Consider the following 25,779-nt stretch of genomic DNA (forward strand, 5'->3'; position numbering starts at 1 on the left):
GAGTCAGGTCGTCATGCTTCTGCCACCCCTGCGATACCTCCGTCCCCACACGGCCGGTGCTGCCGTCGCCATGCTGTCGGAGACTGACGGCAGCGTCGTTCTCGCCGGCGGTCAGACGCTGCTCAACATGCTGAAACTCGACCTCGCGCAGCCGGCCGCAGTCGTGGACATTCATCGCATCGACGCGCTTCGGGGCGTCCGGCACACCGAGACCGGCACGTTGGTCATCGGTGCCGCCACAACCTATGCCGCCCTCGCCGCTGCCCGGGACGCACGGGGAACCCACCCGGCGGTCGCAGAGATGGCAGCCGGCCTGGTCGACCGGCAGGTCCGTAACCGCGGAACAATCGGCGGCAACTGCTGCCTCAACGACCCGACCAACAATTTTCCTCCACTCCTGGTTGCGCTCGGCGCGCGATTCAGGGTGCTGGGTCCTGACGGCGAGCGGGTACTGCCTGCGGACGAGTTCTTCGTCGGCTCGCTCGCCACGGCGGTACGGCGCGGCGAGTTGCTGGTCGCCATCGAGATTCCGCCGCTGCCGGCCGGGGCCGTAGTGGCCCATGAGCATCTGCAGGTAGGCGCCGACTCGTGGGCGGTCGCCCGAGCTGTGGTGCGCCTCGATGTGACCGATGGCGTGGTCGATCACGCCCGCGCTGTGCTCGGCGCTGTCTACGGCTCGCCGATGCGCCTGCCTGCCGTGGAGCAACGTCTCGTCGGCTCTCCAGTGACGCCGGATCTCAGCAGCGCGGCCGACGCGCTGCGCGAGGAAGACGTCCAGACCGCCGATGACGTGCATTGCTCCGCGACCTACCGCCGCGAGATGGCCGAAGTCCAGTTGCGCCGCGCGATCGGATCCGCCGTGGAAAGGAATGCCCAATGACGTTCGAGGACACCGCCCGTCCGATCTGCGTGATCGTGGACGGCAAGACCGAGACCGGCGCCGTGCAGGACCGGACCCTCCTGGTGCACTGGTTGCGGGACGCACTCGACAAGCGCGGCCCGAAGATCGGGTGCGACTCCGGCAACTGCGGCGCGTGCACAGTGCGCTGGAACGGCTCCCTGGTGAAGTCGTGCATGGTGCTGGCCGTTCAGGTCCACGGTGACGAGGTAGAGACCGCCGCGGGATTGTCCGCAGCGGACGGAACGCTCAATCGTCTACAGCAATGTTTCACGGATCACCACGCGCTCCAGTGTGGTTACTGCACCTCCGGGATGCTCATGACCGCGACGGATCTCTTGTCCTCCGGTGAGGAGATCACGGAGCAGTCGGTGCGACGCGCCCTGAAGGGCAACATCTGCCGCTGCACCGGCTACCACAACATCGTGAAGGCCGTCCGCGCCGCGGCGGGTCAGAACGTACCCCCGCCACACGGCCGGACGGACGAAGAGGTGGACGCAGAATGACAATCGGATCGACAGTGCCGGACACTCGCCACTTCACCGGCAAGGCCATGCCGCGCAAGGAAGACACCAGACTGCTCAAGGCCCAGGGCGAGTTCGGCGACGACACCCCTGTCGCCAACCTTGCCTACGTGGCGTTCGTACGGTCTCCCTACGCCCATGCACGCATTCTGGGAATCGACGTGTCCTCGGCCGAAGCAGTTGCCGGCTACCTCGGTTGTCTACTCCCCGACGAGGTCGCCGAACTCACCGACCCTTACATGGAGCTCCAAGGACCACCCGCGGATGCCGAGGTCGACCGGTGCCTGGCCACCGGTGGCATCGCAAGGTTCACGGGCGAACCTGTTGTCGCTGTTGCCGCGTCGAGTCGCGAAGCGGCACGTGACGCAGCGGCCGCGGTCACCGTCGACTACCAGGAGCTTCCTCATGTGCTCGACGCACGTGCGGCCGTCGAGCCGGAGGCGCCTCTGCTTCACGAGCCGATCGGTCTCAACGTCGCGTTCGACTCGCTTTTCGACTGGGGCGACGTCGACTTCGCACTGGAGCACGCCGATCACGTCATCGAGGTCGACGAGTTGCACTTCCACCGGTTCTCCTCCACACCGCTCGAGTGCACGGTCGTCACCGCCGAGTACGACCCCGGAGTGGACACCTACACGTTCTCAGGTGGCTTCGCCACCCCGCAGTTGGCCATCCTGAACCTGGCTGTCGCGCTGCGTCACCCGGCGAACAGGCTTCGGGTGCTGAGTAAGGATTTCGGCGGCTCTTTCGGCGTCAAGATCAACACCCATATCCCGGCGACCGCGGTAGCGTTGCTCGCCCGCAAGCTGGGTCGCCCGATGCGCTGGACCGAGACTCGCAGCGAGCATCACCTGGCGGGCGGCCACGGCAACGAACGCTGGTTCCGTAACGTCCGGCTGGCGCTCCAGGCCGACGGCACAGTGCTCGGCCTGACCTACGAGGCACTCGACGACGTCGGCGCCTATACCCGCTACGAGCCGCTCGGTGGGGTGATCTGGACCCAGGTCGCCAATGCCTGTTATCAGCTCAAACATCTGCGGGTTCACTACCGGTCGGTCTACACCAACAAGTGCCCGACGCACCCCAACCGAGGCTACTCGCGCATGCAGCATCTGTGGTTGGTCGAGCGAATGATGGACATCGCCGCCCACAAGCTGGGCTTCGATCCCGTCGAGTTCCGGTTGAAGAACTACGTGCAGCCGGACCAGTACCCCTTCACAACGGTCAATGGCTGCGTCTACGACTCCGGTGATCTGCCGACTTCGTTGCGCAAGGCATTGGACCTCATCGACTACGACGACGCGCGCAGACTTCAGCGGGCGTGCGCAGGGACCGGCAAGCGGATCGGAATCGGCATCGGTTCAACGCTGGACTCCGGTACGAACAACTTCGGGCAGGCTCGTCTGCTCAACCCCCAGCTCCCGTTCGCCGGTAACAACGAGGCTGCGCTGATCCGCATCGGCGTTGATGGTTCGGTGTACGCCACCACCGGCGCGGTCGCGTTCGGCCAAGGGCACGAGACGACGATTGCGCAAGTCGTCGCCGACCTGCTCGGAGTCAGCTACGACGACGTGCACGTCGAACGCGGCAGCGACTCGGCACTGTCCGCACAGGCAGGTACATCCGGTTCTTATGCTTCGCAGTTCGCGGTCACCGGCATCGGCGCGATGGTCAATGCGACGCGCAAGCTGTCGGAGGAGATCAAGCGGGTTGCCGCCGCAACCCTGGGCGCTCAGCCGGGCGAGATCGTCCTCGCCGACGGGCACGCGCACGTCGCGGGTGACCGCGATCGGTCGCTGCCACTGTCCGCGGTCGCGGGCATCGTTCACTTCGCGCCGGCCACGCTTCCCCGGGAGATCGCCGAGGACGTCGGTCTGGTCGGCCGGTCCGTCTACTCCGCGCCCTTCGACCTCCCCGACCTGGAACGCAAGTACGGCAACCTCACCCTCACCTACGCGACTCAGATCCATGCCTGCGTGGTCGAGATCGACGAGGAGACCGGCCAGACCTCACTGCTGCGCTACGCGATCGTGGACGACTGCGGAGTTCCGATCAACCCGATGGTGGTCGAAGGGCAGGTCCACGGCGCTACCGCGCACGGGATCTCGGCGGCGCTCTTCGAGCACTTCGCCTACGACTCGAACGGGCAGCTGACCACGGGCAACTTCTACGACTACCACGCGGCAACGGCGTACGACCTGCCGAGCTTTCGCTACGGGAACGTGGTCAGCCCGTCACCGTTCACGCCGATCGGGGCCAAGGGCATGGGGGAGGGCGGTGGTGGGCCGCTGCACGCGGTCAGCGCCGCGATCCAGGACGCCGTCGGTCTCGAGGCGACCGTGCTCGACTCGTTCAATCCACCGGAGCGTGTGCTCCACCTCCTACGCGGCCTGAACTCCGAGAAGGTGCAGGTGACTCGATGAAGCTGACTGGACGCTTCAGTACCACGGTTACCCCGACGGCTCTGCTGGCGCTGCAGCGTGATTTCGGGGCGCTCTCGCGGGTACCCGGCTTCACCGACGTACGAATCGATGCCTCCGGCAACGTCCGGGCGCAGTTCACTCCGCGCGACCTGTTCGTGCCGATGCCGTTCGCGCTCACTGTCGAGGTCGAGCGCTTGGAGGCATCGGAGGCCGTGCTGACCGTGCAGGCCGGCCGCGGATCCACCCTGGTCGACGTAGGCCTGCGGATGGAGTTCGCAGCGGAGGGTGCTGCGACCACGGTGTCCTGGGCCGCAGAGGTCGCTGTCCGCGGTCCGGGCGCGTCCGCAGGGCAGCGAGTGGTTCGGGACCTCGTGTGGGTCGCCATCGACGAGGTGCTTCGTGGCGCCGCGGCGGTCGCGGCATGACCGCCGTCGACCTGCACGTCCATCTGGCCCCCGCTTTCGACCTGGCCGATCTCGACCTGCCCGGCATCGGGCGAGCTGGCGACGGGCGTCTGACAGCAGACGGCAATCCGCTCGGACCGCCCGCGCTCTACCGGCCTGAGGAGGCCGAGGCCTACCTCGACCGGGCTGGGTTGGACATCGCCATCGTTTCCGTCCCTCCGCCCCTCTTCCAGCAGCACCGCTCGGACACGGCACGATGGGCCCGCGCGCTCAACGATGGCCTGTTGCGGGCCACCGAAGGGCGCCCACGGCTGCGGCCGCTGGCCTACCTGCCCCTCGAGGACCCCGTACTTGCTGTCCAGGAGTACGACAACGTTCGTACGGATCATCGGTTTGCGGGGGTGTGCGGACCTGCGGGAGGACGGTCTGCCTCACTCGCAGACCCGTGCTTCGGCCCGTTGTGGTCGGCGCTGGACGCGGATCGGCGGCTGCTGCTACTACATCCAGGATCCTCGCCGGACGACCGTCTCGACCAGTTCTACTTGCAGAATCTGCTCGGCAATCCGGTCGAGACGGCGGTCGCCACCGCCCAGTTGGTTTTCGGTGACGTGCTTGCCAGGCACGCGGACCTTCGAGTGCTCCTCGTTCACTGCGGTGGATGCGTGGCCGGCGTCGCCGGCAGGTGGCAGCACGGCCTGGACACGGGGAGGCCCGGAGTCAATGCCCTCACCGAGCCACCGCTGAAGGCTTTGCGGCGGGTGTTCGTGGACTGCCTTGCTCACGATCCGTCCCTGGTCGATCAGGCAATCACCGTGTTCGGCGAGGGGCGGCTGGTGCTGGGCAGCGATTGGCCGTTCGCCATGGGCACCGGCGATCCTCGCGGACAGGTGGCGCATCGCGGCGAGGCCTTTGTCGAGCGGGTCGCCACAGTCAACGCCGAATTGGCGCTCGGTCTGCGCGACGACCGCCCTTCGCAGTACCGGTAGTCGCTCGTACCAATCGACCCACCAGAGAGGCAGGACCAGCGCCATGAGCATGATAACCACCGAGAACTGTCATCGCGGAGTGTTCTCCATCGATGATCCGTTGCCCGGTTACGCGTTCCCGACCACGGTGTCTTGCGAGCCGCTCTCGGATCGCCTGTGGACTGCCACCGACGGCATCTACCGAACGATCTTCGCCGAGGGCGACGAGGGGATCGTTGCTTTCGACACCTTTTGGTCGCCGGCGGCAGCGGCGTCGTACCGGACCGCGTTGACACGGGTGCTGCCGGACCGCGAGATCCACACCGTGGTCTATTCCCACGATCACCTCGACCACACCGGTTTCGCGTCGGACTTCGCTCCCGAGGCGAGCACCGTACTCGCCCATGAGGAAACCGCGCGGGTGATCGAGGCACGCGGTTCCGACGGGCAGACGGTGCCAACCACGACGTGGTCAGGTGAGCGTGCCCGGGTAAAGGTGGACGGGATCGAGTTCGAGTTGATCAATCCTGGCCCCACCCACGGCAGTGGGAACGCAGCGGCCTGGTTCCCCGAAGCAGGGGTGCTGTTCATGGTTGACACGGTCATTCCGGGGGTCAGCTACACGTTCGCGCCCGACTGGCATCTGAACCGCTACCTGGGCAGCATGCGCCGCCTGGAGGAGTTGGACTGGGACAGGTTCGTGCCCGGGCACTTCTGGCCGATGGACCGAAAGGGCTTCGGTGAGAATCTCAGCTTCTACGAGCGGATGGGTGAGGTTGCCAGGCAGGCTTTGGCCGATGGTGTCGATCCCGACCACTACGCGTCCGTGGACGCGTACGCGCGTGAGCGACTGACCGGCGAGTTCGGTCGGCTGTTCCGGTTCGGTGAGTACATCGGCATGAATCTGATGCGGTTCATGGCCCACGAGGTGACCGGCGGCTGGGGCCTCGAGGACGCCGACGGCGACAGCAAGTCGACGCTGGGACCGGCGACGGAGGTGACGCTGTGAACAAGAGGATCGAACTACTGGCCGACGGCGTGTGGACGTTCGCGGCCGACGATCATCGGTGCCTGTTCGCCGAGGCAGACGAGTCCGTGGTGGTCATCAACGCGTTGGCCGGCGGCGCCGCCACCGACGCCCTTCGGGAGGCAATCGCAGCGACCGTCCCCGGCAAACCGATCAGCCACATCGTCCATGCGATCGACCACCTCGATCACGTTGGCGGCTCGGCCCAGTTGGCCCCAGACGCTACCGGGGTGGCCCACGATCTCTGCGCGGCTGTGCTCGCCGGTCGCAGCGAGTCGCCGATCCACCGCCGTGTCTTCGGTACGGGTGAGACGATGGAGGTGGACGGCCTGCGGCTCCAGTTGGCGCACCCTGGCCCCAGCCAGGGCACCGGAAACCTCGCCGTCACCATTGCCGGCACCGGAGTGCTTTTCATCGTCGGCCCGCGGGCCGACGCCCGCTATGGGCTGCTGAACGACTTCCACTTCCGCCACGCCACCCGCGTATGGCGCGAACTAGTCACCGACGATGTCACCATCGTGGTCCCCGGACGCGGTCCCGTGATGGACGCCGATGGTCTGTGCCGCGCAGCCGACTACATCGACGCACTCGCCGATGCGACCCAACACGCCTTCGCGGATGGGGTGCCGATCTGGGTCTACGAAGCGATGGAACCGTACGTGCGTGAACGCCTGGCGCCGATGTACGGCGCGCTGGACGGGTTCGATGACCACGTCGGCATCGCAGCCATCCGCATCGTCCATTACTACCTGATGGGGGGATGGGGTCTCGAAGACACCGCCGCCCCTCCTCTCACTGCGGTTCAGCACTGAGGCGGGGCAGTACCGCTCTCCGTCCCCGGACGGAGAGCGGTACCTGGTCAACGGTCCCGGAGTCTGACCGGCGGTCGGGCTGGAGGCTGCTGACGAACACAGCTGGATTCGCCTCCACGCTGATTCAGCTGGCTGTCGGTGGGATCGTGACGCTGATCGCGGGGGTCGGGTACGGCCTCCTCGCGGGCGCCCTGGTCGCAGTCTTCGGTGGAGTTCTCGGATGCCTCGTCGGTCACGTGGCCCGCATCTCGGGGACATCAAGCAGGGGAATCGCCCGCTTGTACGGACTCGGTGGGCGAGGATCCGCGCTCGCTTCGCTGATCCTGGCCTTTGCGTCCCTTGGCTTCCTCGCGCTGGAGAACGCCCTGCTGTACCACGCGACGCTGTTCCTGCTCGGCTGGGAACCCGGCATCGGCAACGCGATCGCGATCTACGGTGTGCTCACTGTCGCCTGGATGCTGCTGACCGTGCTCGGGCTGGAACTCGTGCAGAGGACGGCGATCGTGCTGCTCATCGTGTTCGTCGTCTCGACCGGCGCGATGGCCTGGCGGTCGCTGAGCCGGTCCGGGATGGCGCTGGCCGCGCTGTTGTCCGCCGGTCCGTCGATCTCGGCGTTCGGAGGGCCCGCAGACCGGTTCAGCGCGGTACTTTCGCTTCTCGCCGGCTCTGCCGGCGCGCTGGCGCTGACCACCGCGGATCATGCCCGGTATGCGCGCTCCAGCAGGGATGTGGGCATCCTGGCGGTCGGGGGCGCGATCATCATCGATGTGGTCGTGGTGGTTCTGGGCACGATCATCGTCCATTCCGGCGTCCACTTCATGGCCGCCTATCTGGCCGTTCATCCCGCTGCGAGCGCCGCCCAGGAGGGCGCAGCGGTCAGCGACAAGGCTGCGTGGATCGTCAACAACAACGCCGGTGCTCTCTACGTCGTGGTGTCAGGACTTCTCGGGTTCGCGCTGATGTTCATGGCGCAGGCGAAGGCGCAGGTGCTGAGTACACACAGTGGATCGCTGGCCCTGTCCGACCTTGCCCGCGAGCTCGCCGGCCGTCGTCTCGGGCGGGTCGCCGCGGTGGTGACCGCCAACGCGATCGGTCTCGCGATGGTGACCGGAGACATTCTTGGACTGGTCCGGGGCTATCTCGGCGTGCTGGGCGTGACCACGACGTCACTCGCGGGCGTCATCATCGCGGACTTCTTCATCGTGCGTCGCCGCCGTCCGGCCGATCCCGGCCAGACGGAAGCCGTGAACTGGGCGGGCGTCACGTCGGTGAGCGTCGCGGCGATCGGCGGTGGAGTGCTGCAAGTAACCGGGGTCACCTCACTGGGTTTCCTGGTCGCGCTGGCTCTCGTACTGATCGGTTATCCGCTGCTGCGGGGTCATGCATCACCTGGACAGTTGGCGCGTTGAGCGGCTATCTGAGCATCGGTGCTCGCTCCTACCGTGGCCAATCACATGACAGGCCGATCAAGGAGCGAGTTGCTGTGACCGAACAGGAGACGGTACCGGTCGAGGTGCTGACCGAGACGATCGGCCGGATCTTCGCGGCCGCCGGTCTGACCGAGCGTGCGTCGCGGACGGTTGCACAGTCCCTGGTGGACGCCGACTGCCGGGGAATCCCGTCGCATGGCGTGATGCTGGTCCCGATGTACGTCGCGCGGATCCGCGACGGCTCCGTCAGTACCGAGGAAATGGGCGCTGTGGTGGCGGACTGGGGAGCGGTCGCCACTCTCGACGGCCGGCACGCGCTCGGCCAGCTCACCGGCGATCACGCGATGGGCCTCGCAGTGGCCAAGGCCGAGCGGTTCGGCATCGGTGCCGTCACTGTTCGGCACGCTTTCCACTTCGGTGGGGCGTTCCGCTTCGCCCTCGCCGCGGCGGAGCAGGGGTACATCGGCATCGCCGCCGCGAACACCCGGCCGCTGATGCCGGCGCCGGGGGGCGCGGCTCCAGTGGTCGGCAACAACCCGATCGCGCTCGCGGCGCCCGTTCCCGGCCGGGTACCGATCGTCCTCGACATGGCGATGTCCGAAGCCGCCTTGGGCAAGATCCGAATCGCGGCCGCGGAGAGCCGAACCATCCCGGTTACCTGGGGTACGGACGCCGACGGGGTACCGACCACCGATCCGGCCGCCGCCATCGCCGGGATGCTGCTGCCCGCGGGCGGCCCGAAGGGGTACGGACTCGCGGTTCTTGTCGACGTGCTGACCGGCGTACTGTCCGGCGGCGCGTTCGGGGCAGGCGTTTCCGGGCTCTACGCCGACACCTCCGTCCCGAATGACTGCGCGCACTTCTTCCTGGCCCTGTCCCCGGCGGCTTTCGGGGTTGGAGACCAGTTCGGCGACCGGATGGGAGCCTTCGCCGACGCGATCGCCGCATCCCCGCTCGCTCCCGGATCCGAGCGCGTGTACCTGCCCGGTGAGCTCGAGGCGATCCGCTACGAACAAGCCCGCGGCCAGGGGGTCCGGCTCGAGCCGGCCGTCCGCGCCGCGCTGACCGCCGTGGCGCGCGACCTCGGCGTCGACATCGAACTGGCCGCGGCTTGGGAGCCGCTCCGGGAAGCACAGCCCACCGTCTGATCATCCACCGTCGCTGAACCGACCAACAGGAGACACAACTATGAGATCGACCTACGACGCTCATGACGAGGTACTCGTCGTGACCGGCGGAGCCAACGGGATCGGTGCCGCCACCGCCCGTGCGTTTGCCGAAAGCGGCGGCACCGCAGTGGTTCTCGATGCCGTTCACAGCGCTGAGCTCGAAGGGCTGGCCCGGATCGAGCAGCACCTGGTGGACGTGGCCGACCGGGACGCTGTCAACGCCGCCGTGAGCGACGTGCTCGAGCGGCACGGCCAGATCGACGGATTGGTGGCCGGAGCGGTCGTCCAGCCACGCTGCGACGTCGTCGACATGGATCCGGACACCTGGCGTCGCACCCTGTCAGTGAACCTCGACGGCGTCGTGTGGTGCAGCCAGGCGGTACTGCCGGCGATGATCGCCCGACGGTCCGGCAGCATCGTCGTGTTCTCTTCCGGGCTCGCGCAGGCCGGTCGCGCGCAGGCGTCGGCGTACGCCGCGAGCAAGGGCGCGCTGATCCCGTACGCGAAGTCACTCGCCGCCGAGGTCGCGGAGCACGGGGTCCGGGTGAACACCATCTTCCCCGGTGTGATCGACACCCCGCAGTTCCGCGCCGCGAACGCGTTCGACAGCGAGCGGGGGCACTGGGCGGCCACCACTGGCATCGGAGTTTCGGAGGATGTCGTCGGACCGCTGTTGTTCCTGCTGTCCGACGCAGCCACGATGACCGGCTCGATCCTGACCCGGGAGAGGGCGTTCACGATGGGAGCGGCCGCATGAGCGGACACGAGACCCTGCCGGTCGCGGTGTTGGGTGGCGGCCCTGTCGGGCTGATCACCGCACTCGGCCTCGTCCATCACGGGATTCCGGTGGTTGTGTTCGAGGAGGACGAGACGCTCTCCATGGACACCAAGGCCGGCACCGTGCTCACCCGCACGGTCGAGGTCCTGCATCGTTACGACGCCGCCGACTCGGTGTTGCGGGCTTCGCTGCGCATCGACGAGATCGGTGACCTGGACCGGGCGACCGGGACCGCCCGTCAGAGCGTGCTCACCGGGACGCTGGCAGGCGACACGCGGTATCCGTTCGTCATCAACATTCCGCAGCACCACCTGGAACCGGTGTTGCGCGCCAGACTCGAGGAGCTCGCGCCCGGCGTCCTGCACATGCGTCACCGGATGGTCGACTTCGTCCAGCACGACGACCACGTGGAGCTCGTTCTGGAGACCCCGGACGGCGAGCAGCGGGTACCCGTGCGCTACCTGCTGGCCTGTGACGGCGGCCGCTCGCAGACCCGGGAGAAGCTCGGCATCGCCGTCGAGGGTCTGACCCTCGATCAGCGGGCCATGCTGGTCGATCTCGAGGTCGACCTGGATGTGAAGAACCCGCGCGACTATCCGTACCTCGCCTATTTCGGCGACCCGGACGAGTGGATGATCCTGGTGCGCCAGCCGCACTGCTGGCGATTCCTGTACCCGCTCGAGCCGGGTCGTCCCGAACCTGACCGGGCCGAGCTGGTGGCGAAGGCGAAGCGGTTCATCGGGGATGTCGACGGACTGCGCGTTCTCGGTACGAACATCTATCAGGTGCATCATCGCGTCGCCGAGAAGTGGCGCGACGGCAGGGTCTTCCTGATGGGCGATGCCGCTCACCTCATCACTCCGATGTGGGCTCTCGGCCTCAACACCGGCGTGCTCGACGCCTCGAACCTGCCATGGCGCCTTGCCTGGGTGCTGCGGGGATGGGCGGACGAATCTCTTCTCGACGGTTACGAACGCGAGCAGGCGCCCATCGCGATTCGCGGCTCCGGTGAGATGGCGGAGGCCGCCCGGGCCTACATGGACCGCCGCAACGACGGAGTCGCGGCCATGGCCGGCGGCGGGTGGGGAGTAGCAATCACCCGGACCCTGCTCGGTGTCCGGCTGGACGTCCAGGACGCAGGCGAGTGGTCGATGATTGCCACCGGCGACGTTCCACCGGCCGTACGTGCAGGTGAGCGGCTGCCCGACGTGCAGCTGTTCGGTGCAGCCGGCGGCCCTGTCCACGTGCACGACCTGTGCGCTGACTCGTTCGTGGCCCTGTACTTCACCGACGCGCGCCGCAACCCTCAGCTTCCTGCGGACGATGAGCCCGGCCTCCAACGATTCGTGGTCAGCCGCTGGGACGCTCCGCTGGACTCCGGGCTGCGCGACCGTGCGCTGTTTGACCCGGGAGAGCGGGCCACCAACCGGATCGGCGTCGCGGCCGACGCCGTGGTGCTGCTCCGGCCGGACGGGCACGTGGCGGCCATCGCACCGTTCGACCCGAGCGACGCGAGCAAGGACCCGGTTGCCGATCTCTACGCACGCACCATCCACCCGGAGCCGGTCAGTGAGGGAGTTCCGACATGACTGCCGGAGCCACAGTGCTCGCCCCGGACGGAACGCCTGTCGTGCTGGGCGAGATCGGTCAGACGGTACTGCTGGAGAACGAGCGGGTGCGCATCTGGGAGGTCACGCTCGCCCCGGGTGAGACCCAACCGTGGCATCTGCACCACAACCCGTACCTGGTGGTGAACGTCGAGGCCTCCCCGGGCCGGATGGACTGGCTCAACGGCGCGCCGTCGCGGTACCTGCAGGAGCATGTCGGTGGCGTCATCCTCCGGCCCACCTCGCCGGTGCACATGCTCACGAACATCGGCACCACGTCGTACCGCAATCGGTTGGTGGAGTTGCGCGACATCGGCGAGCACGCTGTCGGCGATGTCGAACCCGCGCTCGTACCGAAACCCGTGCCGCCGGCGCCGGAAGTCATTCGTACCCCCGACGGTGCGGAGGCCAGTACTGGTGCCGTCGGCCACCACATCGTGTTCGAGTCCGATCTCGTCCGCGCCTGGGAGATCGTGCTCGACCCCGAGTCGGCGCTCAGTTGGCACCGGCAGCGGAATCCGCACGTCGTCATCACGCTGGACGGCGCCGAGACCCGCATCGATTCGCTGACAGCGGAGGGGCCGGTCGATATCGAGGTCGCCGGATCAGTGCGGTATCGCGAGCCCGGTGAGGTCCAGTCCCTGGTCAACGCGGGGAAGACGCGCTACCGCTGCCGATTGATCGAGCTCAAGTACCTGGGAGAGAACCGATGACCACCAACTACTCGGCACCTGCCGCCTACTCGGGAGAGGCGGCTGAGCGGGCTCGCGTGGCCGACGTGCCCGGTGCCGACGGTGCCACGCTCGGCCGGTACCAGGAGATCCTGCTGCAGACCAACGATCTCGACTGGGTCGACAAGACCCTGGCCGGCCTGTCCCACAAGCTGCTGTGGCGCGACGAAGAGACCGGTGGCTCGATCGCGCTGGTGCGCTTCGAGAAGGGCTCGGGCATCCCGTCGCGGCACACCCATGCCTCGAACCAGTTCATGTACTGCGTCTCCGGTCGCTACACCTACGTGCCGACCGACATCACCCTGACCGCGGGCGCCTTCTACTGGAATCCGAAGGGCTCCGCGCACGGACCGACCGTGGCGCAGGAGGAGTCGGTTCTGCTGGAGATCTATGACGGTCCGCACTATCCGACCGAGCCGGACTGGTACTCCGATCCCGAAGACGCCCGTTGATCCCCGCACCCAAGGATGTCTGATGCCCAAACAGGAAGTCGTGTCAGCAGACCTCGCGGAGCCCAACGGGCACTTCGCGCAGGCCACCGTCGCGCCCGCCGAAGGGCGGCTGCTCTTCATCTCCGGGATGACCGCACGCAACTCCGCGGGCGGTGTCACCGGTGTCGGTGACATCACCGCGCAGACGCACCAGGTGTGCCAGAACCTCGAAGCCGCCGTCAAAGCGGCAGGCGGCGCGCTCGACGACATCGCCCGCGTCGACGTGTACGTCCGCAACATGGAGGACTTCGACGCCATCCACGCCGTGCGCCGGCAGTATTTCCAGGGCGTCGCGCCGGCCTCGACCATGGTCGAGGTGTCCAAGTTCGTGAACAAGGACTACCTGATCGAGATCAACGCCATCGCCGTGCTGCCCGGCGAGGTGCCAGGATGAAGCTCGCGACCGTCGTCGTCGACGGGCATGAACGTCTGGCTGCCGTGGAGGAGGACGACACCTTTGCGGTCCTGCCGGCAAGGTCGCCGACGCTCGACGACCTCGTCCGGGGGGCCGCCGGAATCGACGCAATACATCGCGATCTCGTGCATGCGCAACGCCTTCCACGGAGCGCCGCTCGGCTGATCGCGCCGTTGCAGAGATTCAACCGGGACATTCTGTGCACCGGATGGAACTACTGGGATCACTTCGAAGAGTCAAAGGGAAAGCGCGAAGGCCAGGACCCGCCGGAACGCCCGAAGCACCCCACCTTTTTCACGAAAGGCCCCGGCACCGTCATCGGCCCGACGGATGACATCGCGTACGACCCAGCGATCTCCAGCAAGTGGGACTATGAGGCCGAAGTTGCCTTGGTGATCGGAAAGACCGGCCGCTCGATTCCGGAGGAACGTGCGTGGGAGCACGTGTTCGGGCTCTGCGTCGCCAACGACGTGTCTCAACGTGATCTGCAGCGAAGGCATGGCGGCCAATGGCTGAAGGGCAAGAGCATCGACGCCACAATGCCGCTCGGCCCGTGGATCACGACCGTCGGTGAGATCGATGACCCCTATGACCTCACAGTCCGCTGTGTGGTCAACGGAACTGTGCTTCAGGACGCCTCGACGCGACAAGTGGCATTCCGCTTCGAGCGCATCATCGCCGAGCTGAGCTGGGGGATGACGCTGCGCGCCGGCGACGTCATCCTCACCGGCACTCCGAGTGGGATCGGCAACGCCCGCGACCCGCAGGTCTTCCTGCAGGCTGGCGACGAGATCGTTTCCGAGGTCAGCGGCCTCGGCGCGCTCCGCAACCGCATGGCCGGCCTGGACCTCAGCGGTTACCAGGGGCGGGGATGAGCCATGCGAGACGTCCTCGACGACCTCTATGACCGCTGGCGCCGCGGTGAGGCCGTCGGCGTCGGTACGGTCGTCGCCACCTCGGCCTCGGCTCCCCGCCCGCCGGGCGCGACCATGGTCGTCGCGGCCGACGGGACGACCTCGGGCAGCGTATCCGGCGGATGCGTGGAGGGCGCGGTGTACGACCTGGCCCGGCAGACGCTCGACGACGGAATTCCCGTTCTCCAGAGGTACGGATTCTCCGCCGACAACGTGTTCGCCATCGGCTTGACCTGCGGCGGGATCATCGACGTGTTTGTGTCGCGCCTCTCCCAGGCGGACCTGCCCGAGTTCGCCGACCTGGTAGCAGCGATCCGGGCAGATGTGCCGGTCGCTCTGGCTAGTGTCATCGAGCACCCGGACCCAGCGCGCGTAGGGGGGCACCGCGTCGTCTGGAACGAGCGCGCGAGCGGCAGTCTGGGCGATCCGAGCCTGGACGAGGTGGTCACCGACGACGCGCGCGGGATGCTGGCTCTCGGCCGGACAAGCACTCTGCGGTACGGCCCGGGCGGCCAGCGTCTCGGCGATGGAATCGTGGTGTTCGTCAGCACCTTCCGGCCGCCGCCCCGGATGCTGGTGTTCGGAGCGATCGACTTCGCGCGGGCAGCCGCCGACATTGCGTCGTTCCTGGGTTACCGAGTCACCGTATGCGACGCCCGGGCAGTGTTCGCCACCTCCGCGCGATTCCCCCGGGCGGACGAGGTCGTGGTCGACTGGCCGCACAGATACCTCGCGGCAGAGGTCGCGGCCGGCCGGGTCGACGAACGCACAGCAGTGGTCGTGCTGACCCACGATCCGAAGTTCGACGTACCGGTGCTCGAGGTCGCACTGCGCGCCAAACTCGGCTATGTCGGAGCCATGGGTTCACGCCGCACCCACGAGGATCGGCTCGCGCGCCTGCGGGAAGCTGGAGTGACGGACGACGAACTCGCTGTCCTGTCCTCACCGATCGGGCTCGATCTCGGCGCCCGAACACCGGAAGAAACGGCCGTATCGATCGCCGCCGAAATCATCGCGGCGCACCGAGGCGGAGACGGACGACGCCTGATCGACGCGGACGGCCCCATCCACCACTAGTGAGTTCGCCCCTTCGCCTGTGGGCGAAACAACCGCGCGCTCCGCCGCTGACAGCGAGTTCGGCCGGCCGGTTCGGGGCCCTGAGTTTCGGTTGCTCCAGGCAATCGAGTCCCGCGTCTGAGTCGCGCCCTTACGGAGCGACGACATCTGCTTCGTTGCTGCCTATCGACGTTGAACTGACCGAGATCCGGGCTATAGATGGGTTGTCCGCATCCGACCAGATCTTGGAGTACTCGTGCCTGTGCTGAAGCCCGGTGATCCGTTTCCCGAGTTGCCGATCAATCCCGTCGGATCGGAGGTGCTCAGACTGCCTGATGCGTTGCACGGAAGCTACGGCGTCGTCCTGATCTACCGCGGGTCATGGTGTCCGTACTGCAACGCTCAGCTGAGCGCGTTTGGCCGTGCGGTGGAGCAACTCGAGGCGGTGGGCGGCAAGGTGATCGCCTTGTCGGTGGACGGAGAGGAAACCACCAAAGCACTGATAGACAAGCACAGACTGCCCTTCCCGGTCGGGTACGGCGCTGACGCGCGTGAGGTCGCCGCCCGGACCGGAGCATTCCTCCACGAGGATCCGCTGTTCTTGGAGTCCACCGGGTTCGTTTTGAGTCCTCAAGGCCGCGTGCTGACCAGTGTGTACTCCAGCGCGACAATCGGCCGCCTGGTCCCTGCCGATCTGATCGGATTCATCCGTTACATCCGCGAACACGCCAGTTGATCTGGAGTCGCCGCCTGCTCGCCCGAGCGGGGCCGGTTGCCTGCGGTACAGCGATCGGATGATGATCGCTATACCGCGCCGGCCTTGAGCGCGGTGGTGATGGTAGCTACTCGGGTGCTTTGGTAGCGGGCGGTGTTGCGATGAAAGTTCATCTCCGTCGGCGCTTCGGTCTCGGGGACGAACTGGAAGACGAACCGGACACCGTCGAGGACCAGTTCCTCACCGGTCGCGGCGACCTCGTGGGTAGGCTTGATCAAGGTGCTGCGGCCGTTCGCTACCCCGGCCGAGATACCGACCATGACCTGCCCACAGGTATTGCGGGGGAGTCTGCCGCCGAACATGAAGCCGGCTCGGCGTCCATCGCGACGCCGGCAGCAACATTCTCGCTGACCGCATGCTGGTAGAAGCCGGATGGAGCGACTACCGGCACCCGCCCCGCCCCGGACGTCGGCCTCGTCGATGACTCCCTTGACTCCGCCGAAGTGGTCCAGATGACAGTGGGTGTGGACGACCGCGGTCACGGGTCGGTCACCGAGGTGTTCACGGACGAGTTCCAGCCCCGCGCCACCGCCAGAGGCTGGGATGGACGGTATTCGGCGCCTCACCGGTGACAAAGTCGTACGCCGTCAGGTCCCAGACAACTGTGCAGTGAGGGTCCTGGATGATCGGCGGCTCGATCGAGGCGATCCAGCCTCTGGTCACGTCGTCGGACGCGCGCGTTGCGCAGCGTCGGTCCGTAGTCGGAACCAGCCGGGATGAAGCCGTCGTTCGCGTAGGCCTGGCCAGTCCCGCGGCTAGGCGGCACTTGGTAACCGGTCTACATCCTCGTACCGGCCGCTGACGCGGGGGAGATGGAGACCGGAGTCCAAGCAGTTGTACAGAGCGGCCAGTTGGGCGCAACCGGCGGCGACGGCGTCAGTCAGGCTGGGCCAGCCATCGGTGCACCAGTAGGGGTCGTCGGGCTGACGGTCGCTGTCGTCGTCGATGTCGGCGCACCAGCCGCCGGTGAGAACGTGGTGGATATGCAGCCTGAGCTTCACGGTCGTCTTGATGGCAATCTCGCCTTCACCACGGCAGGACGCGTCCGGAGGGGGTTCGAAGGTCGTAGACCTTCGTGTGCCGGCGGGCCTTGGACTTGAGCGGCTGGCGACGGATCTGGACCTGCGCATCGGACTCACCTCCTCTGGACGTCTGCCCCGCGAAACGGCTTGTCACTGACGCTAGAAGCGTGGTTGTCGAGCAGCTATCCGGTTTGCGCCCAGGTGATCCACTATCTGCACCCTGAGAAAATTCAGGCGTCCGCCGAGGCGGTTCCGAAACTTGTCTTCAGGCCATCCTCCGAAGTCGGCGTGCAGTGGTGAGTAGGGTCTGGGCCACGAGGTGGCCGGAGCCACCGCTGAGCCCAGGGCCCGGGTGGGTCGACGCACCGATGTGCCACAGTCCTGGGACGACGGTGCGGTGCGAGGCGCCGGCAGGGAACGGTCGCCAGAGAAAGTTCTGGTCGAGTTCCGCCGAGCCGCCGTAGGGATCACCGGCGATGGCGTTCGGGTTGTACGACGCCAGATCGGTTGGCGCTACAACATCCACGGCGACAACCTTGCTCTGCAGATCGGGTGCATGGGCCGCGATCCTGTCGAGCACTCGGGCCGAGTAGGCGCGCGCCAGGTCCGTGTTCCACTCGCCGTCGGCCTCGAGGTGCCCGGCCGCATCACCCAACGGCCGGAACGGAACCTCTTGCAGTTGGATCCATAGCGCGCCGGCTCCGGCGGGCACTCTGGACGGATCGAGGAGCGATTGCTGGCCGACCACGACGGTCGGTTGCCGAGGTAGCAGACCTGCCTCTGCCTCGGTGCAGGCGATGCCGGTGGTGCTGGACCCGTCCGAGATATGGAGCAGCGGCACGTGCGCGAGTCGTTGATCGGTCCATGTCAGCGGCGCGGACAGTGCGACATGGATTTGCATCCCGGCTCGGCCCGGCCGGTAGCTGCGCGCGGTGTTTCGCAGCGCCGTCGATACGACGCTCGCAGGGAGCATGCCGCCGTACAACGCCTGCGGTGCAACGGAGGCGAGGATCGTTCTGCGAGCTCGAATCACTTTGCCGTTGGCGACAACTCCGACAGCACGGCCGCCATCGATGATGATGTGTTCGACCCGGGTGCCGGTGTGCACAGATACCCGCTCTTCGGCGAGGAGGCGCTCGAACGCGGTAATGAACTGGCCGCTGCCGCCGGCAACCACCGGTACGCCGAAGCCGTGCAAGGTCGCCGCCAGTATCGGCAGCATGAATCCTCCGGACGCGTGGTCTGGCGACAGTCCTGCGTGCAGGAGCCAGGGTGACCAGAGATGATCGACCTCTCCACCCTCGAAGGTCCGGCGGCAGAAGGAGCGCCCGCTCGTCCCCACGTCCCTGAGCCATGCCTCGGTTCCCGACCGCCCGTTGGCGCGCAGCATCCGGAGTGCCCTACGGACTACGCCGAGCGATCGCAGTTCGCTGCCGATCAGGTCGCCGATCGGCTCCGCGTTGGCGAGGAACCGTTGCAGGGCTGCCAGATACGCCGTCCGGTCGGCCGGGTGTTCGAACTCCGCGGCGGTGGCTTCGGGATCGCGGTGTGCCACGGTGACCCGGCCATCTTGGGCCACACTCGCGGTGACCAGGCCGTCGGTGTTCCTGTACTCGAGCCCGTGCCGGTGCAGGTCGGGGCCGAGTGCTGCATACGCCGGTCCAGACAGGAACAACGGGTGCCACGAGGAGTACGTGTCGTGGAGATAGCCCGGTACGGTCCGCTCTTCGGTGGCAATGAACCCACCGAGCCGGTCGTTGCGTTCGATCAAGGCGACTGAGCAGCCCGCCTTGGCGAGTTCGGCCGAGGCGACGAGTCCGTTGATCCCGCTGCCGATCACTATCACGTCCACAGTGCTGGTCATTGCCCGCAAATGTAGAAGCGGCGGCAGCCGGCTCGCTATCCGCACGGCCACCTGGATATCCAGATAACGAACCCGCGCTGTGCGGATCGAACTCCTCGCAGTTCGGATAGTGGCGTGAGCCATGCCGCTCGATACTGAACGGCATTCGCACTCTCGGAGGTGAACGATGAGCACTGCTACCGCGATCGGCGACGCTCTGGATATCCGGCAGGTCATGGCGGCGTGGACCACTGGCGTCACGGTGATCACCGGCCAGTACCGCGGGCGCCCGACAGGTCTGGTCAGCAACAGCTTCACCTCGGTTTCTCTTGAGCCCGCCCTGGTCTCGTGGTGCGTCGACCGTCGGTCCTCCAGCATCGCTACGTGGCTCCGCTGCGAGGCCTTCGCCGTGCACGTCCTGGGCGCGCACGAGTCGGAGCTGGTGGCCCGTTTCGCCCGCAAAGGGGGCAACAAGTTCAGCGGCCTCGACTGGGAGATCGGCCGCAGCGGGGCTCCGCTGATCCGTGCAGGCATCGCCCGGCTGGAGTGCCGCACGTGGCGCCAGTACGACGGCGGTGACCACGTCATCCTCGTTGGTGAAGTCGTCGACGTCAGCGACTCCGGCGGCCATGCCCTGGTATTCAGCCGAGGCTCCATGCTTCCCGCCCCGCTCACCGCCTGACCCCACTGGAGGCACTCCGATGACCAAGACAATCCTGGACGGCAAGTCGTTCAAGCTCGGCATCTTCTCGGCGAACTGCTCGTCAGGGCTCGCGGTGACGAAGATTCCCGAGCGCTGGTCGGGCAGCTGGGAGGACAACCTACGACTCGCCACGCTCGCTGACGACGTCGGAATCGACTTCTTGCTCCCGATCGCCCGGTGGATCGGTTACGGCGGCGAGACCAACTTCCACGAAGGCGTCCTGGACCCCACCACGCTGGCGGCCGGTCTGCTCGCGCACACCCGCCGGATCGCGGTGTTCGCCACGATCCACACGGCGTTCAATCACCCGGTTGTGGCGGCGAAGCAGCTGGCGACCGTGGATCAGATCGGGCAGGGCCGTGCCGGGGTGAACATCGTCGCCGGCTGGAACAAGCCCGAGTACGAGGCCTTCGGCGTCGACCTGCCGAGCGACCATGACGACCGGTATACCCTCGCCCAGGAGTGGTGGGACGTCATCCACAGGATCTGGACCACGCCCGGACGATTCGACTACGACGGGCGGTTCTTCCAGCTCCGCCACGTCGAGGGCATACCGAAGCCGTACGACGGCCCGCTGCCGGTGCTGAACGCCGGATCCTCCAAGCAGGGGCGGGACTTCGCCGCTCGCAACGCCGACTTCGCCTTCACCGTCGTGGGCGGCCCCGACGACGGCGCCGAGGTCGTCCGGACGGTTTCCGCACAGGCGCGGGATCGCTACCGGCGCAGCGTGGGCGCGTTCACCCTCGGCCACGTCGTGTGCCGGCCGAGTCGCGCCGAGGCTGAGGACTTCCTGCGTTACTACGCGGACGAGAACGCGGACTGGGATGCCGTGGACAACCTGATGGCACTGCAGGGCTTGCACGCGCAGTCCTTCACCCCGGAGATGCTCCAGACCTTCCGCGCGCGGTTTGCGTCCGGGCACGGCAGCTGCCCGCTGGTCGGGACACCGGACGACGTTGCGGACCAGATCGAGCGCTTCCACCGCGCGGGCTTCGGCGGGATGACGCTGTCGTTCGTGGACTACGTCTCGGAGCTCGGCTACTTCGCTCAGGAGGTTCTGCCAAGGCTGGAGTCGAAGGGCATCCGTGTGCCGGTGTGAGCCGGCCAAGGAGGTGTCACCCGATGGAACGGCAGCTGACGACCGTGCCCCTGAGATCGGCCGACCCGTTGCAGAGCAGACGGATCGACGACCTGCGCGACGCCGTGCAGCGGCTGACCGTTGTTCACGATGTCGCGGTCCGGGTGGGACAGGCCAACGGGCTCGTCACCACCGCGAGGCTCGGCGGCCTGGATCTGGTGTACGTCCGGTACGGCACCCGGGTTGTGGTGGACGCCTTCCCGACTGCTCACCGATTCGCGCTCACCGTGCCGCTGGGACCGATGGGCGTGGCGCTGGACGACCTACGCGGAGCGGAGACCCGCCGCGCAGGCTTCGTACTGTCCCAGGAGCGGCACACCCTGATGGATCCGGATCCGGCCGACGGCGCGCTGGTGATCTCGGCCAGCATGGCCCACGTAGAGCAGCATCTGATCGGGATGACCGGCCGGACGCTCAGCCGGCCGCTGCGCTTCCTTGCTCCGCCTGCATCACCAGGCGCGGCACCGGCCGAACTGCTCGACTCGGCCTGGCAGTTGGTCTGCCGGACGCTCGGCGCGAGCGGCGGTGAGCGTCCGGGCGTTCTGGTCGCCAGGGCGCTGGAGGACACCCTGCTGTCAGCCGTTCTGCTCGCGCTGCCGCACACCGCGACCGGCGATCTTCTGGCGGAGGAGGAGCGGGTTGGGTGGACGTACGCCGACCGAGCCCGTCAATGGCTGGAGGCGCACCACGAGGAACCGGTCTCCGTCACCGATGTCGCCCGGGCGGTAGGGATCGGCGTCCGCCAATTGCAGCACCTGTTCGCCGAGCATTTCGGAGCTACTCCGACGGAGGTGCTTCGGGAGATCAGGCTGTGCCACGCGCACAGCCTGCTCAGCGGGCATGCCGGCGGATCGATGCCCACCGTGGCTGCTGTCGCCCATCGTTGTGGGTTTGCGCACCTCGGTCGCTTCTCGATCGCGTACCGCGACCGCTTCGGTGAGAGCCCGTCCGAGACAGCTCGCCGCGTCCGGGGGTAGCAGCGCCCTCAACAAGGCATACAGCAACAACCTCGCCGACGCCGCCCAAGGCCTTCCTGCTGACGCGGCTGAGGCTGCCAAGTCGTCCTCGTCGCCGTCCAGCAAATCGCTCCACGCTTCGGCTGACCGGGGCGCCGTCCTCCTCCAAGCGAGCAAGCAGGCCTTCGTGGACGCCACACCAGATCGGTCGGAGCCGCGCCACGTCCGGCCAATTGGGTTGTTAAGAACGGACAGTCGTTTATGTTCCAGTCATGCCCAAGGTAACTCGCGAACACCGCACCGCTCGCCGTGACCAGATCGTCTCCGCAGCCCAACGGTGCGTCAATGAGCGGGGCTTCCACAAGACGACGATGGCCGATGTGATCCGCGAATCGGGGCTGTCCGCCGGCGCGGTCTACAGCTACTTCAAGAGCAAGGAAGAGATCGTCTCCGCAATAGCCGACCAGGCGCTCAGCACGATCGCGGAGTCGTTCGAGGGCATCCTCGCGACCGAGCAGCCGCTCACACCACTCGCCGCCCTACGGGCTACACTCGAGCACGTCGTCCGGATCGCGGAGCAACCCGGTGGCGACATTACCCGTGTCGCCCCGCAGGCCTGGGCCGAGGCGATGCACAACGAGTCGAGCCTGAGCATCGCCCAAGACAAATACGGCCTACTTCGCGGCCACTTCCTAGCAGTTACCCGCCGCGCCCAGGCCGACGGCACAGTCGACCCGGATATCGACCCGGAGTACATCGCACAGGTTCTGTTCGGTCTCGTCCCCGGCTTCGTTCTCCAACGCCTCATCCTCGGCGACGTCACCCCCGAAAGCTTCACCACCGGCCTCGCCGCCCTTCTGAAATAGCACCGCGCGAGATCGACGGGTGCGCCTGATAGCCGCGATGCGTCCAGGGGGTGATCACTGCGGCCTGTATCGAGATTCCAGTCAACGGCGAGACCGAGCGGTTCCATCGGCTGGCCTGCAGGTGAAAGGGCGAACGGAGGCAGGGCGAGATCACGGTTGGTGGATGGGGTCCTCGCAAGTGCGGGCGGTCATCGCGGTCGTCGGTAAAACTGGCAACCTGTCGGCGCAGGTGAGACTCGGTATCCAGCACTCCGCGTAGGTTCCGGCACGGATGCGCGGGTCTCCGGGCCTCGTCACTCGGGCGTGACGGTTCTGGATGCCCTTCGGCAGGCAGGTCGGCCGCTGTACTACCAGCAGCCGGGCTCGGTCACACCGGAGGAGCGCAGAATGCTCTGATGAACGGGCGCTGGGCATGGTTGCAGGACCAGTACATCCGGCCGAACGAACTGTTGCTCCCAGGTGTGGATCCACGGAGACGTGACATCCGTCCGCTGACGGCGACTGACCTTCCGGGCCTGCGAGTCGCGCGTGTGCGGGAACGCGACTCGCAGGCTGAGGTACCACGGGCCTTCATCTCGTATCTCCAGGTTGCGGACGACAACGAACGGAGACGCCACGGCCACCCACAAGCCTGGGTGAGCTCGGGTCGGTCAGCCGGCGTCCGGCGCGACTAGTTCCGGCAGCTTCGCGTCGAACCGGGCGGCGAAGGTCAGACTCGGCAGGATGTATCCCTGGTTCGGTGCTCCGGTCACGACGCTGTACGCCCAGGAGGCAGTGCGGGCCCGCTGGATCGGCGTCCCGTGGTGGCCGAGGGCGGTGAACTGGCAGTCGCCGACTCCGTAGAACACCTGGGTGAACAGTTGCACGCGCTTCCACTGCATGCTCGCGCCTCGGGAGTGCGCCAGGTAGTACGAGCCAAAGGCGTCGGCCATGAGTTCTGTACGCCGGGTCGCTTCCGGCCCCGTCAGCGGTGAGTCGAACAGGTTGTCCGCGTATTGCACCTGGTGGCCGAACTCGTGGGCCAGGATGGCCTGCGGGGCTACGTCACCAAGCCCGAGGTCTTGGTAGGCCTGCAGGATGCCGTCGCCCATGACGATCTGGTCGGGCAGTGCGGCCAGTACCGGGTTCGGGTCGCCCTTGCCACTGAAGGCGTAGGCGTTCAGGCTGAGGAACGGGTGGTTGCGGAACTTCGGCTGCGACGCCCAGTTGGAGAACAGGTCCGCGAAGTAGGTCGAGGCGAACTCGTCGCGCTGGAAAACGGTACGGAAGGTCCGATAGAGCGCGTCCCGGTTGGCCAGAATGGAGCTGTGCAGTGGCCGCATCTCAATGTTCGCCGAAGGAATGTCCCAGAACCGGCCGAGGTCTTTGAAGGTGTGTGTGAGAGGGATGGTGAACTCGCCACTCGGCCCGTACGGCGAGTCGACCGGCGTGGTGATCATTGAGGCGTATCCGCCTAGGTTGAGCAGGGCATCAACGAGTGCGAAGATCTTGTCTTCCAGGGTCCAATCGGCGATGGCCGCCTCCGCCCACTCCGTCAACCGGGTGTTGGGCGAGCACTCGTAATCGCTCGGGTCGAGCGCTGCGAGGATGGCACGCGTAGTAGGCGTCTCCTCGATGCCGAGCCGCTCGTTGACCGCGCCCGCCGCGGCGAGCAGTTCGGGGCCGATCAGGCTGCGCGCCTTGTCGGCGACGGACTCGGTCGCGGCCTGAGTGGTTGCGGGAGAGTCCTGCATCGCAACAGCCTGTATGGGACTGGCAATGAGTGCAGACAGGGTGAGCGTTGCGATCGCGATCGGCCAGCCGAAAGCTTTCTTCATGATGCTCCTAACTTGCGCCGGCATTATTTTCCGGCGACACGGGACGGCCTCAGACTGGTGGCTGCTCGCCAGCTTGACGAGGGCCTGCACTGTCCGATTTCGGCGTGGCAAGATCCTGACACCGGACCATTGACGCATCGGTCGCCCAGGGAGCCGTTCGTGTTCCACAGGGTGGCACACCATGCGTCGAGAAGGCCTTATGGCTTTCGTTTCTGCCAACTGAAGCTAATCAGCGCTGATGCGCTTACGGAGTCATTAAGGAACCTCGGAGCGCAAGGTTCTGGGGCACCACGCACCTAGGGTCGGTCGTGTTCAAACGATCACTTGCTTGCCGCAACAAAGGCGGCGAGCCCCGGGCGAGAGGGAACCGACCGTATGCCAGCGAACTTGACCACCTTGACCACCATGACCGAGCCGGTCGCCGAGCGGCTCACGAAGGCGGGTGGGTACATCTGCCGGTACGGGCTGGTGATCGTGCTGGTTTTGTTCGGTGGTGGGAAGTTCATCAAGATGGACAGCAAGATACTGATCGAGAACAGTCCGCTGATGAGCTGGCTGTACGACTTCTTGAGCGTCACTGCGGTGGCGCGTGGCCTTGGGACGCTGGAGATCGTCACGGCAATCCTGATCGCGCTGCGGCCGAAATGGCCAGAGCTCTCCGCCGTGGGCAGTGGGATTGCCGTGGTGCTGTTCCTCGGCACGCTCAGCTTCCTGTTCACCTCACCCGGCGTCGTGGTGTCGGTCGTGTCCGGGTTCTTTCCGGTGCTGTCCGCCCAGCCAGGCCAGTTCCTGCTCAAAGACCTGGTACTGATCGGAGTAGCGATCTGGACACTGGGCGAGGCGCTGCAAGCCGTCAATCAACGGCGAAAGAGCCAGCTCGAAGAAATGTGATCCCAGCCTTCGGAGCAATGCTCAAGGACGCGATGAGTCTGCTGTTGGAGTTGGCTCAGAACTCTGGCCGGAGGCGGTGGGCCGCTGATGTCGGTGGCGGCATAGGCGAGCGAGGCAACGAGTA

The 25,779-nt window shown here is 66.7% G+C and carries 26 protein-coding genes and 1 pseudogene; 22 read left to right on the forward strand and 5 right to left on the reverse strand.

Translation table 11 applies throughout. From position 1 onward, the window contains the following. Nucleotides 1–13: 13 nt before the first annotated feature. From ACIA12_RS00875 to ACIA12_RS00955, 17 genes are all read left to right on the forward strand, one after another. The gene (locus ACIA12_RS00875) at nt 14–880 is read left to right on the forward strand and encodes an FAD binding domain-containing protein (protein ID WP_396364691.1); all 867 of its coding nucleotides are present in this window, start codon (nt 14–16) and stop codon (nt 878–880) included. Continuing rightward, on the forward strand, nt 877–1,404 hold the full coding sequence (locus ACIA12_RS00880; RefSeq protein ID WP_396364692.1) for a (2Fe-2S)-binding protein: 528 nt from the start codon (nt 877–879) through the stop codon (nt 1,402–1,404). The genes ACIA12_RS00875 and ACIA12_RS00880 overlap by 4 nt, the downstream gene beginning before the upstream one ends. Beyond that, complete coding sequence (locus ACIA12_RS00885) at nt 1,401–3,845, forward strand: xanthine dehydrogenase family protein molybdopterin-binding subunit (RefSeq protein ID WP_396364693.1); 2,445 nt, start codon at nt 1,401–1,403, stop codon at nt 3,843–3,845. The genes ACIA12_RS00880 and ACIA12_RS00885 overlap by 4 nt, the downstream gene beginning before the upstream one ends. Then, nucleotides 3,842–4,270: an SRPBCC domain-containing protein gene (locus ACIA12_RS00890; protein ID WP_396364694.1), complete on the forward strand. Its 429-nt coding sequence runs from the start codon at nt 3,842–3,844 to the stop codon at nt 4,268–4,270. Before ACIA12_RS00885 ends, ACIA12_RS00890 begins: the two co-directional genes overlap by 4 nt. Further along, complete coding sequence (locus ACIA12_RS00895; RefSeq protein WP_396364695.1) at nt 4,267–5,235, forward strand: amidohydrolase family protein; 969 nt, start codon at nt 4,267–4,269, stop codon at nt 5,233–5,235. The genes ACIA12_RS00890 and ACIA12_RS00895 overlap by 4 nt, the downstream gene beginning before the upstream one ends. Before the next feature lie 43 nt (nt 5,236–5,278). Then, the gene (locus tag ACIA12_RS00900) at nt 5,279–6,223 is read left to right on the forward strand and encodes an MBL fold metallo-hydrolase (RefSeq protein ID WP_396364696.1); all 945 of its coding nucleotides are present in this window, start codon (nt 5,279–5,281) and stop codon (nt 6,221–6,223) included. Continuing rightward, nucleotides 6,220–7,053 carry a hypothetical protein gene (locus ACIA12_RS00905; protein ID WP_396364697.1) on the forward strand — a complete coding sequence of 278 codons (834 nt, stop codon included), beginning with the start codon at nt 6,220–6,222 and terminating at the stop codon, nt 7,051–7,053. Before ACIA12_RS00900 ends, ACIA12_RS00905 begins: the two co-directional genes overlap by 4 nt. Before the next feature lie 146 nt (nt 7,054–7,199). After that, nucleotides 7,200–8,462, forward strand: a complete 1,263-nt coding sequence (locus tag ACIA12_RS00910) for a hypothetical protein (protein WP_396364698.1) — start codon at nt 7,200–7,202, stop codon at nt 8,460–8,462. 74 nt (nt 8,463–8,536) lie between these two features. After that, entirely contained in the window at nt 8,537–9,631 is a 1,095-nt protein-coding gene (locus ACIA12_RS00915) for an Ldh family oxidoreductase (RefSeq protein ID WP_396364700.1), read from the forward strand. Between the two features lie 40 nt (nt 9,632–9,671). Then, entirely contained in the window at nt 9,672–10,409 is a 738-nt protein-coding gene (locus tag ACIA12_RS00920; RefSeq protein ID WP_396364701.1) for an SDR family NAD(P)-dependent oxidoreductase, read from the forward strand. Beyond that, nucleotides 10,406–12,019: an FAD-dependent monooxygenase gene (locus ACIA12_RS00925; RefSeq protein WP_396364702.1), complete on the forward strand. Its 1,614-nt coding sequence runs from the start codon at nt 10,406–10,408 to the stop codon at nt 12,017–12,019. Before ACIA12_RS00920 ends, ACIA12_RS00925 begins: the two co-directional genes overlap by 4 nt. Then, entirely contained in the window at nt 12,016–12,750 is a 735-nt protein-coding gene (locus ACIA12_RS00930) for a hypothetical protein (protein WP_396364703.1), read from the forward strand. Before ACIA12_RS00925 ends, ACIA12_RS00930 begins: the two co-directional genes overlap by 4 nt. Next, complete coding sequence (locus tag ACIA12_RS00935) at nt 12,747–13,220, forward strand: cupin domain-containing protein (RefSeq protein WP_396364704.1); 474 nt, start codon at nt 12,747–12,749, stop codon at nt 13,218–13,220. Before ACIA12_RS00930 ends, ACIA12_RS00935 begins: the two co-directional genes overlap by 4 nt. Nucleotides 13,221–13,242: 22 nt before the next feature. Beyond that, on the forward strand, nt 13,243–13,653 hold the full coding sequence (locus ACIA12_RS00940; protein ID WP_396364705.1) for a RidA family protein: 411 nt from the start codon (nt 13,243–13,245) through the stop codon (nt 13,651–13,653). Continuing rightward, on the forward strand, nt 13,650–14,549 hold the full coding sequence (locus ACIA12_RS00945) for a fumarylacetoacetate hydrolase family protein (RefSeq protein ID WP_396364706.1): 900 nt from the start codon (nt 13,650–13,652) through the stop codon (nt 14,547–14,549). The genes ACIA12_RS00940 and ACIA12_RS00945 overlap by 4 nt, the downstream gene beginning before the upstream one ends. Nucleotides 14,550–14,552: 3 nt before the next feature. Then, entirely contained in the window at nt 14,553–15,665 is a 1,113-nt protein-coding gene (locus ACIA12_RS00950; RefSeq protein ID WP_396364708.1) for an XdhC family protein, read from the forward strand. A 235-nt stretch (nt 15,666–15,900) separates the two neighbouring features. After that, nucleotides 15,901–16,380 carry a peroxiredoxin family protein gene (locus tag ACIA12_RS00955; RefSeq protein WP_396364709.1) on the forward strand — a complete coding sequence of 160 codons (480 nt, stop codon included), beginning with the start codon at nt 15,901–15,903 and terminating at the stop codon, nt 16,378–16,380. Nucleotides 16,381–16,448: 68 nt separating this feature from the next. On the opposite strand, the gene ACIA12_RS00960 is transcribed toward ACIA12_RS00955, so the two are convergent. From ACIA12_RS00960 to ACIA12_RS00975, 4 genes and pseudogenes are all read right to left on the reverse strand, one after another. Continuing rightward, nucleotides 16,449–16,721, reverse strand: coding sequence for a hypothetical protein (locus ACIA12_RS00960; RefSeq protein ID WP_396366036.1), 273 nt, complete (start codon nt 16,719–16,721; stop codon nt 16,449–16,451). A gap of 105 nt (nt 16,722–16,826) precedes the next feature. Then, nucleotides 16,827–16,985: pseudogene (locus ACIA12_RS00965) on the reverse strand (MBL fold metallo-hydrolase); the annotation flags it as partial. Nucleotides 16,986–17,174: 189 nt separating this feature from the next. Further along, entirely contained in the window at nt 17,175–17,420 is a 246-nt protein-coding gene (locus ACIA12_RS00970; RefSeq protein WP_396364710.1) for a hypothetical protein, read from the reverse strand. A 286-nt stretch (nt 17,421–17,706) separates the two neighbouring features. Further along, nucleotides 17,707–19,305, reverse strand: coding sequence for a phytoene desaturase family protein (locus tag ACIA12_RS00975; RefSeq protein WP_396364711.1), 1,599 nt, complete (start codon nt 19,303–19,305; stop codon nt 17,707–17,709). A 166-nt stretch (nt 19,306–19,471) separates the two neighbouring features. On the opposite strand from ACIA12_RS00975, the gene ACIA12_RS00980 reads away from it, so the two are divergent. From ACIA12_RS00980 to ACIA12_RS00995, 4 genes are all read left to right on the forward strand, one after another. Continuing rightward, nucleotides 19,472–19,966 (forward strand): flavin reductase family protein, encoded by a 495-nt coding sequence (locus ACIA12_RS00980; RefSeq protein WP_396364712.1) that lies wholly within the window; start codon nt 19,472–19,474, stop codon nt 19,964–19,966. A 19-nt stretch (nt 19,967–19,985) separates the two neighbouring features. After that, on the forward strand, nt 19,986–21,086 hold the full coding sequence (locus ACIA12_RS00985; RefSeq protein WP_396364713.1) for an LLM class flavin-dependent oxidoreductase: 1,101 nt from the start codon (nt 19,986–19,988) through the stop codon (nt 21,084–21,086). 23 nt (nt 21,087–21,109) lie between these two features. Continuing rightward, nucleotides 21,110–22,102, forward strand: a complete 993-nt coding sequence (locus ACIA12_RS00990; RefSeq protein WP_396364714.1) for a helix-turn-helix transcriptional regulator — start codon at nt 21,110–21,112, stop codon at nt 22,100–22,102. 251 nt (nt 22,103–22,353) lie between these two features. Further along, nucleotides 22,354–22,947, forward strand: coding sequence for a TetR/AcrR family transcriptional regulator (locus tag ACIA12_RS00995; RefSeq protein WP_396364715.1), 594 nt, complete (start codon nt 22,354–22,356; stop codon nt 22,945–22,947). 650 nt (nt 22,948–23,597) lie between these two features. Here ACIA12_RS00995 and ACIA12_RS01000 read toward each other — a convergent pair. Beyond that, nucleotides 23,598–24,764, reverse strand: coding sequence for a hypothetical protein (locus tag ACIA12_RS01000; protein WP_396364716.1), 1,167 nt, complete (start codon nt 24,762–24,764; stop codon nt 23,598–23,600). 405 nt (nt 24,765–25,169) lie between these two features. Here ACIA12_RS01000 and ACIA12_RS01005 point away from each other — a divergent pair, with 405 nt between their 5' ends. Then, the gene (locus ACIA12_RS01005; RefSeq protein WP_396364717.1) at nt 25,170–25,655 is read left to right on the forward strand and encodes a DUF417 family protein; all 486 of its coding nucleotides are present in this window, start codon (nt 25,170–25,172) and stop codon (nt 25,653–25,655) included. Nucleotides 25,656–25,779: the final 124 nt, after the last annotated feature.

This window comes from Kribbella sp. NPDC051620 (assembly GCF_044453825.1).
Taxonomy (GTDB): Bacteria; Actinomycetota; Actinomycetes; order Propionibacteriales; family Kribbellaceae; genus Kribbella.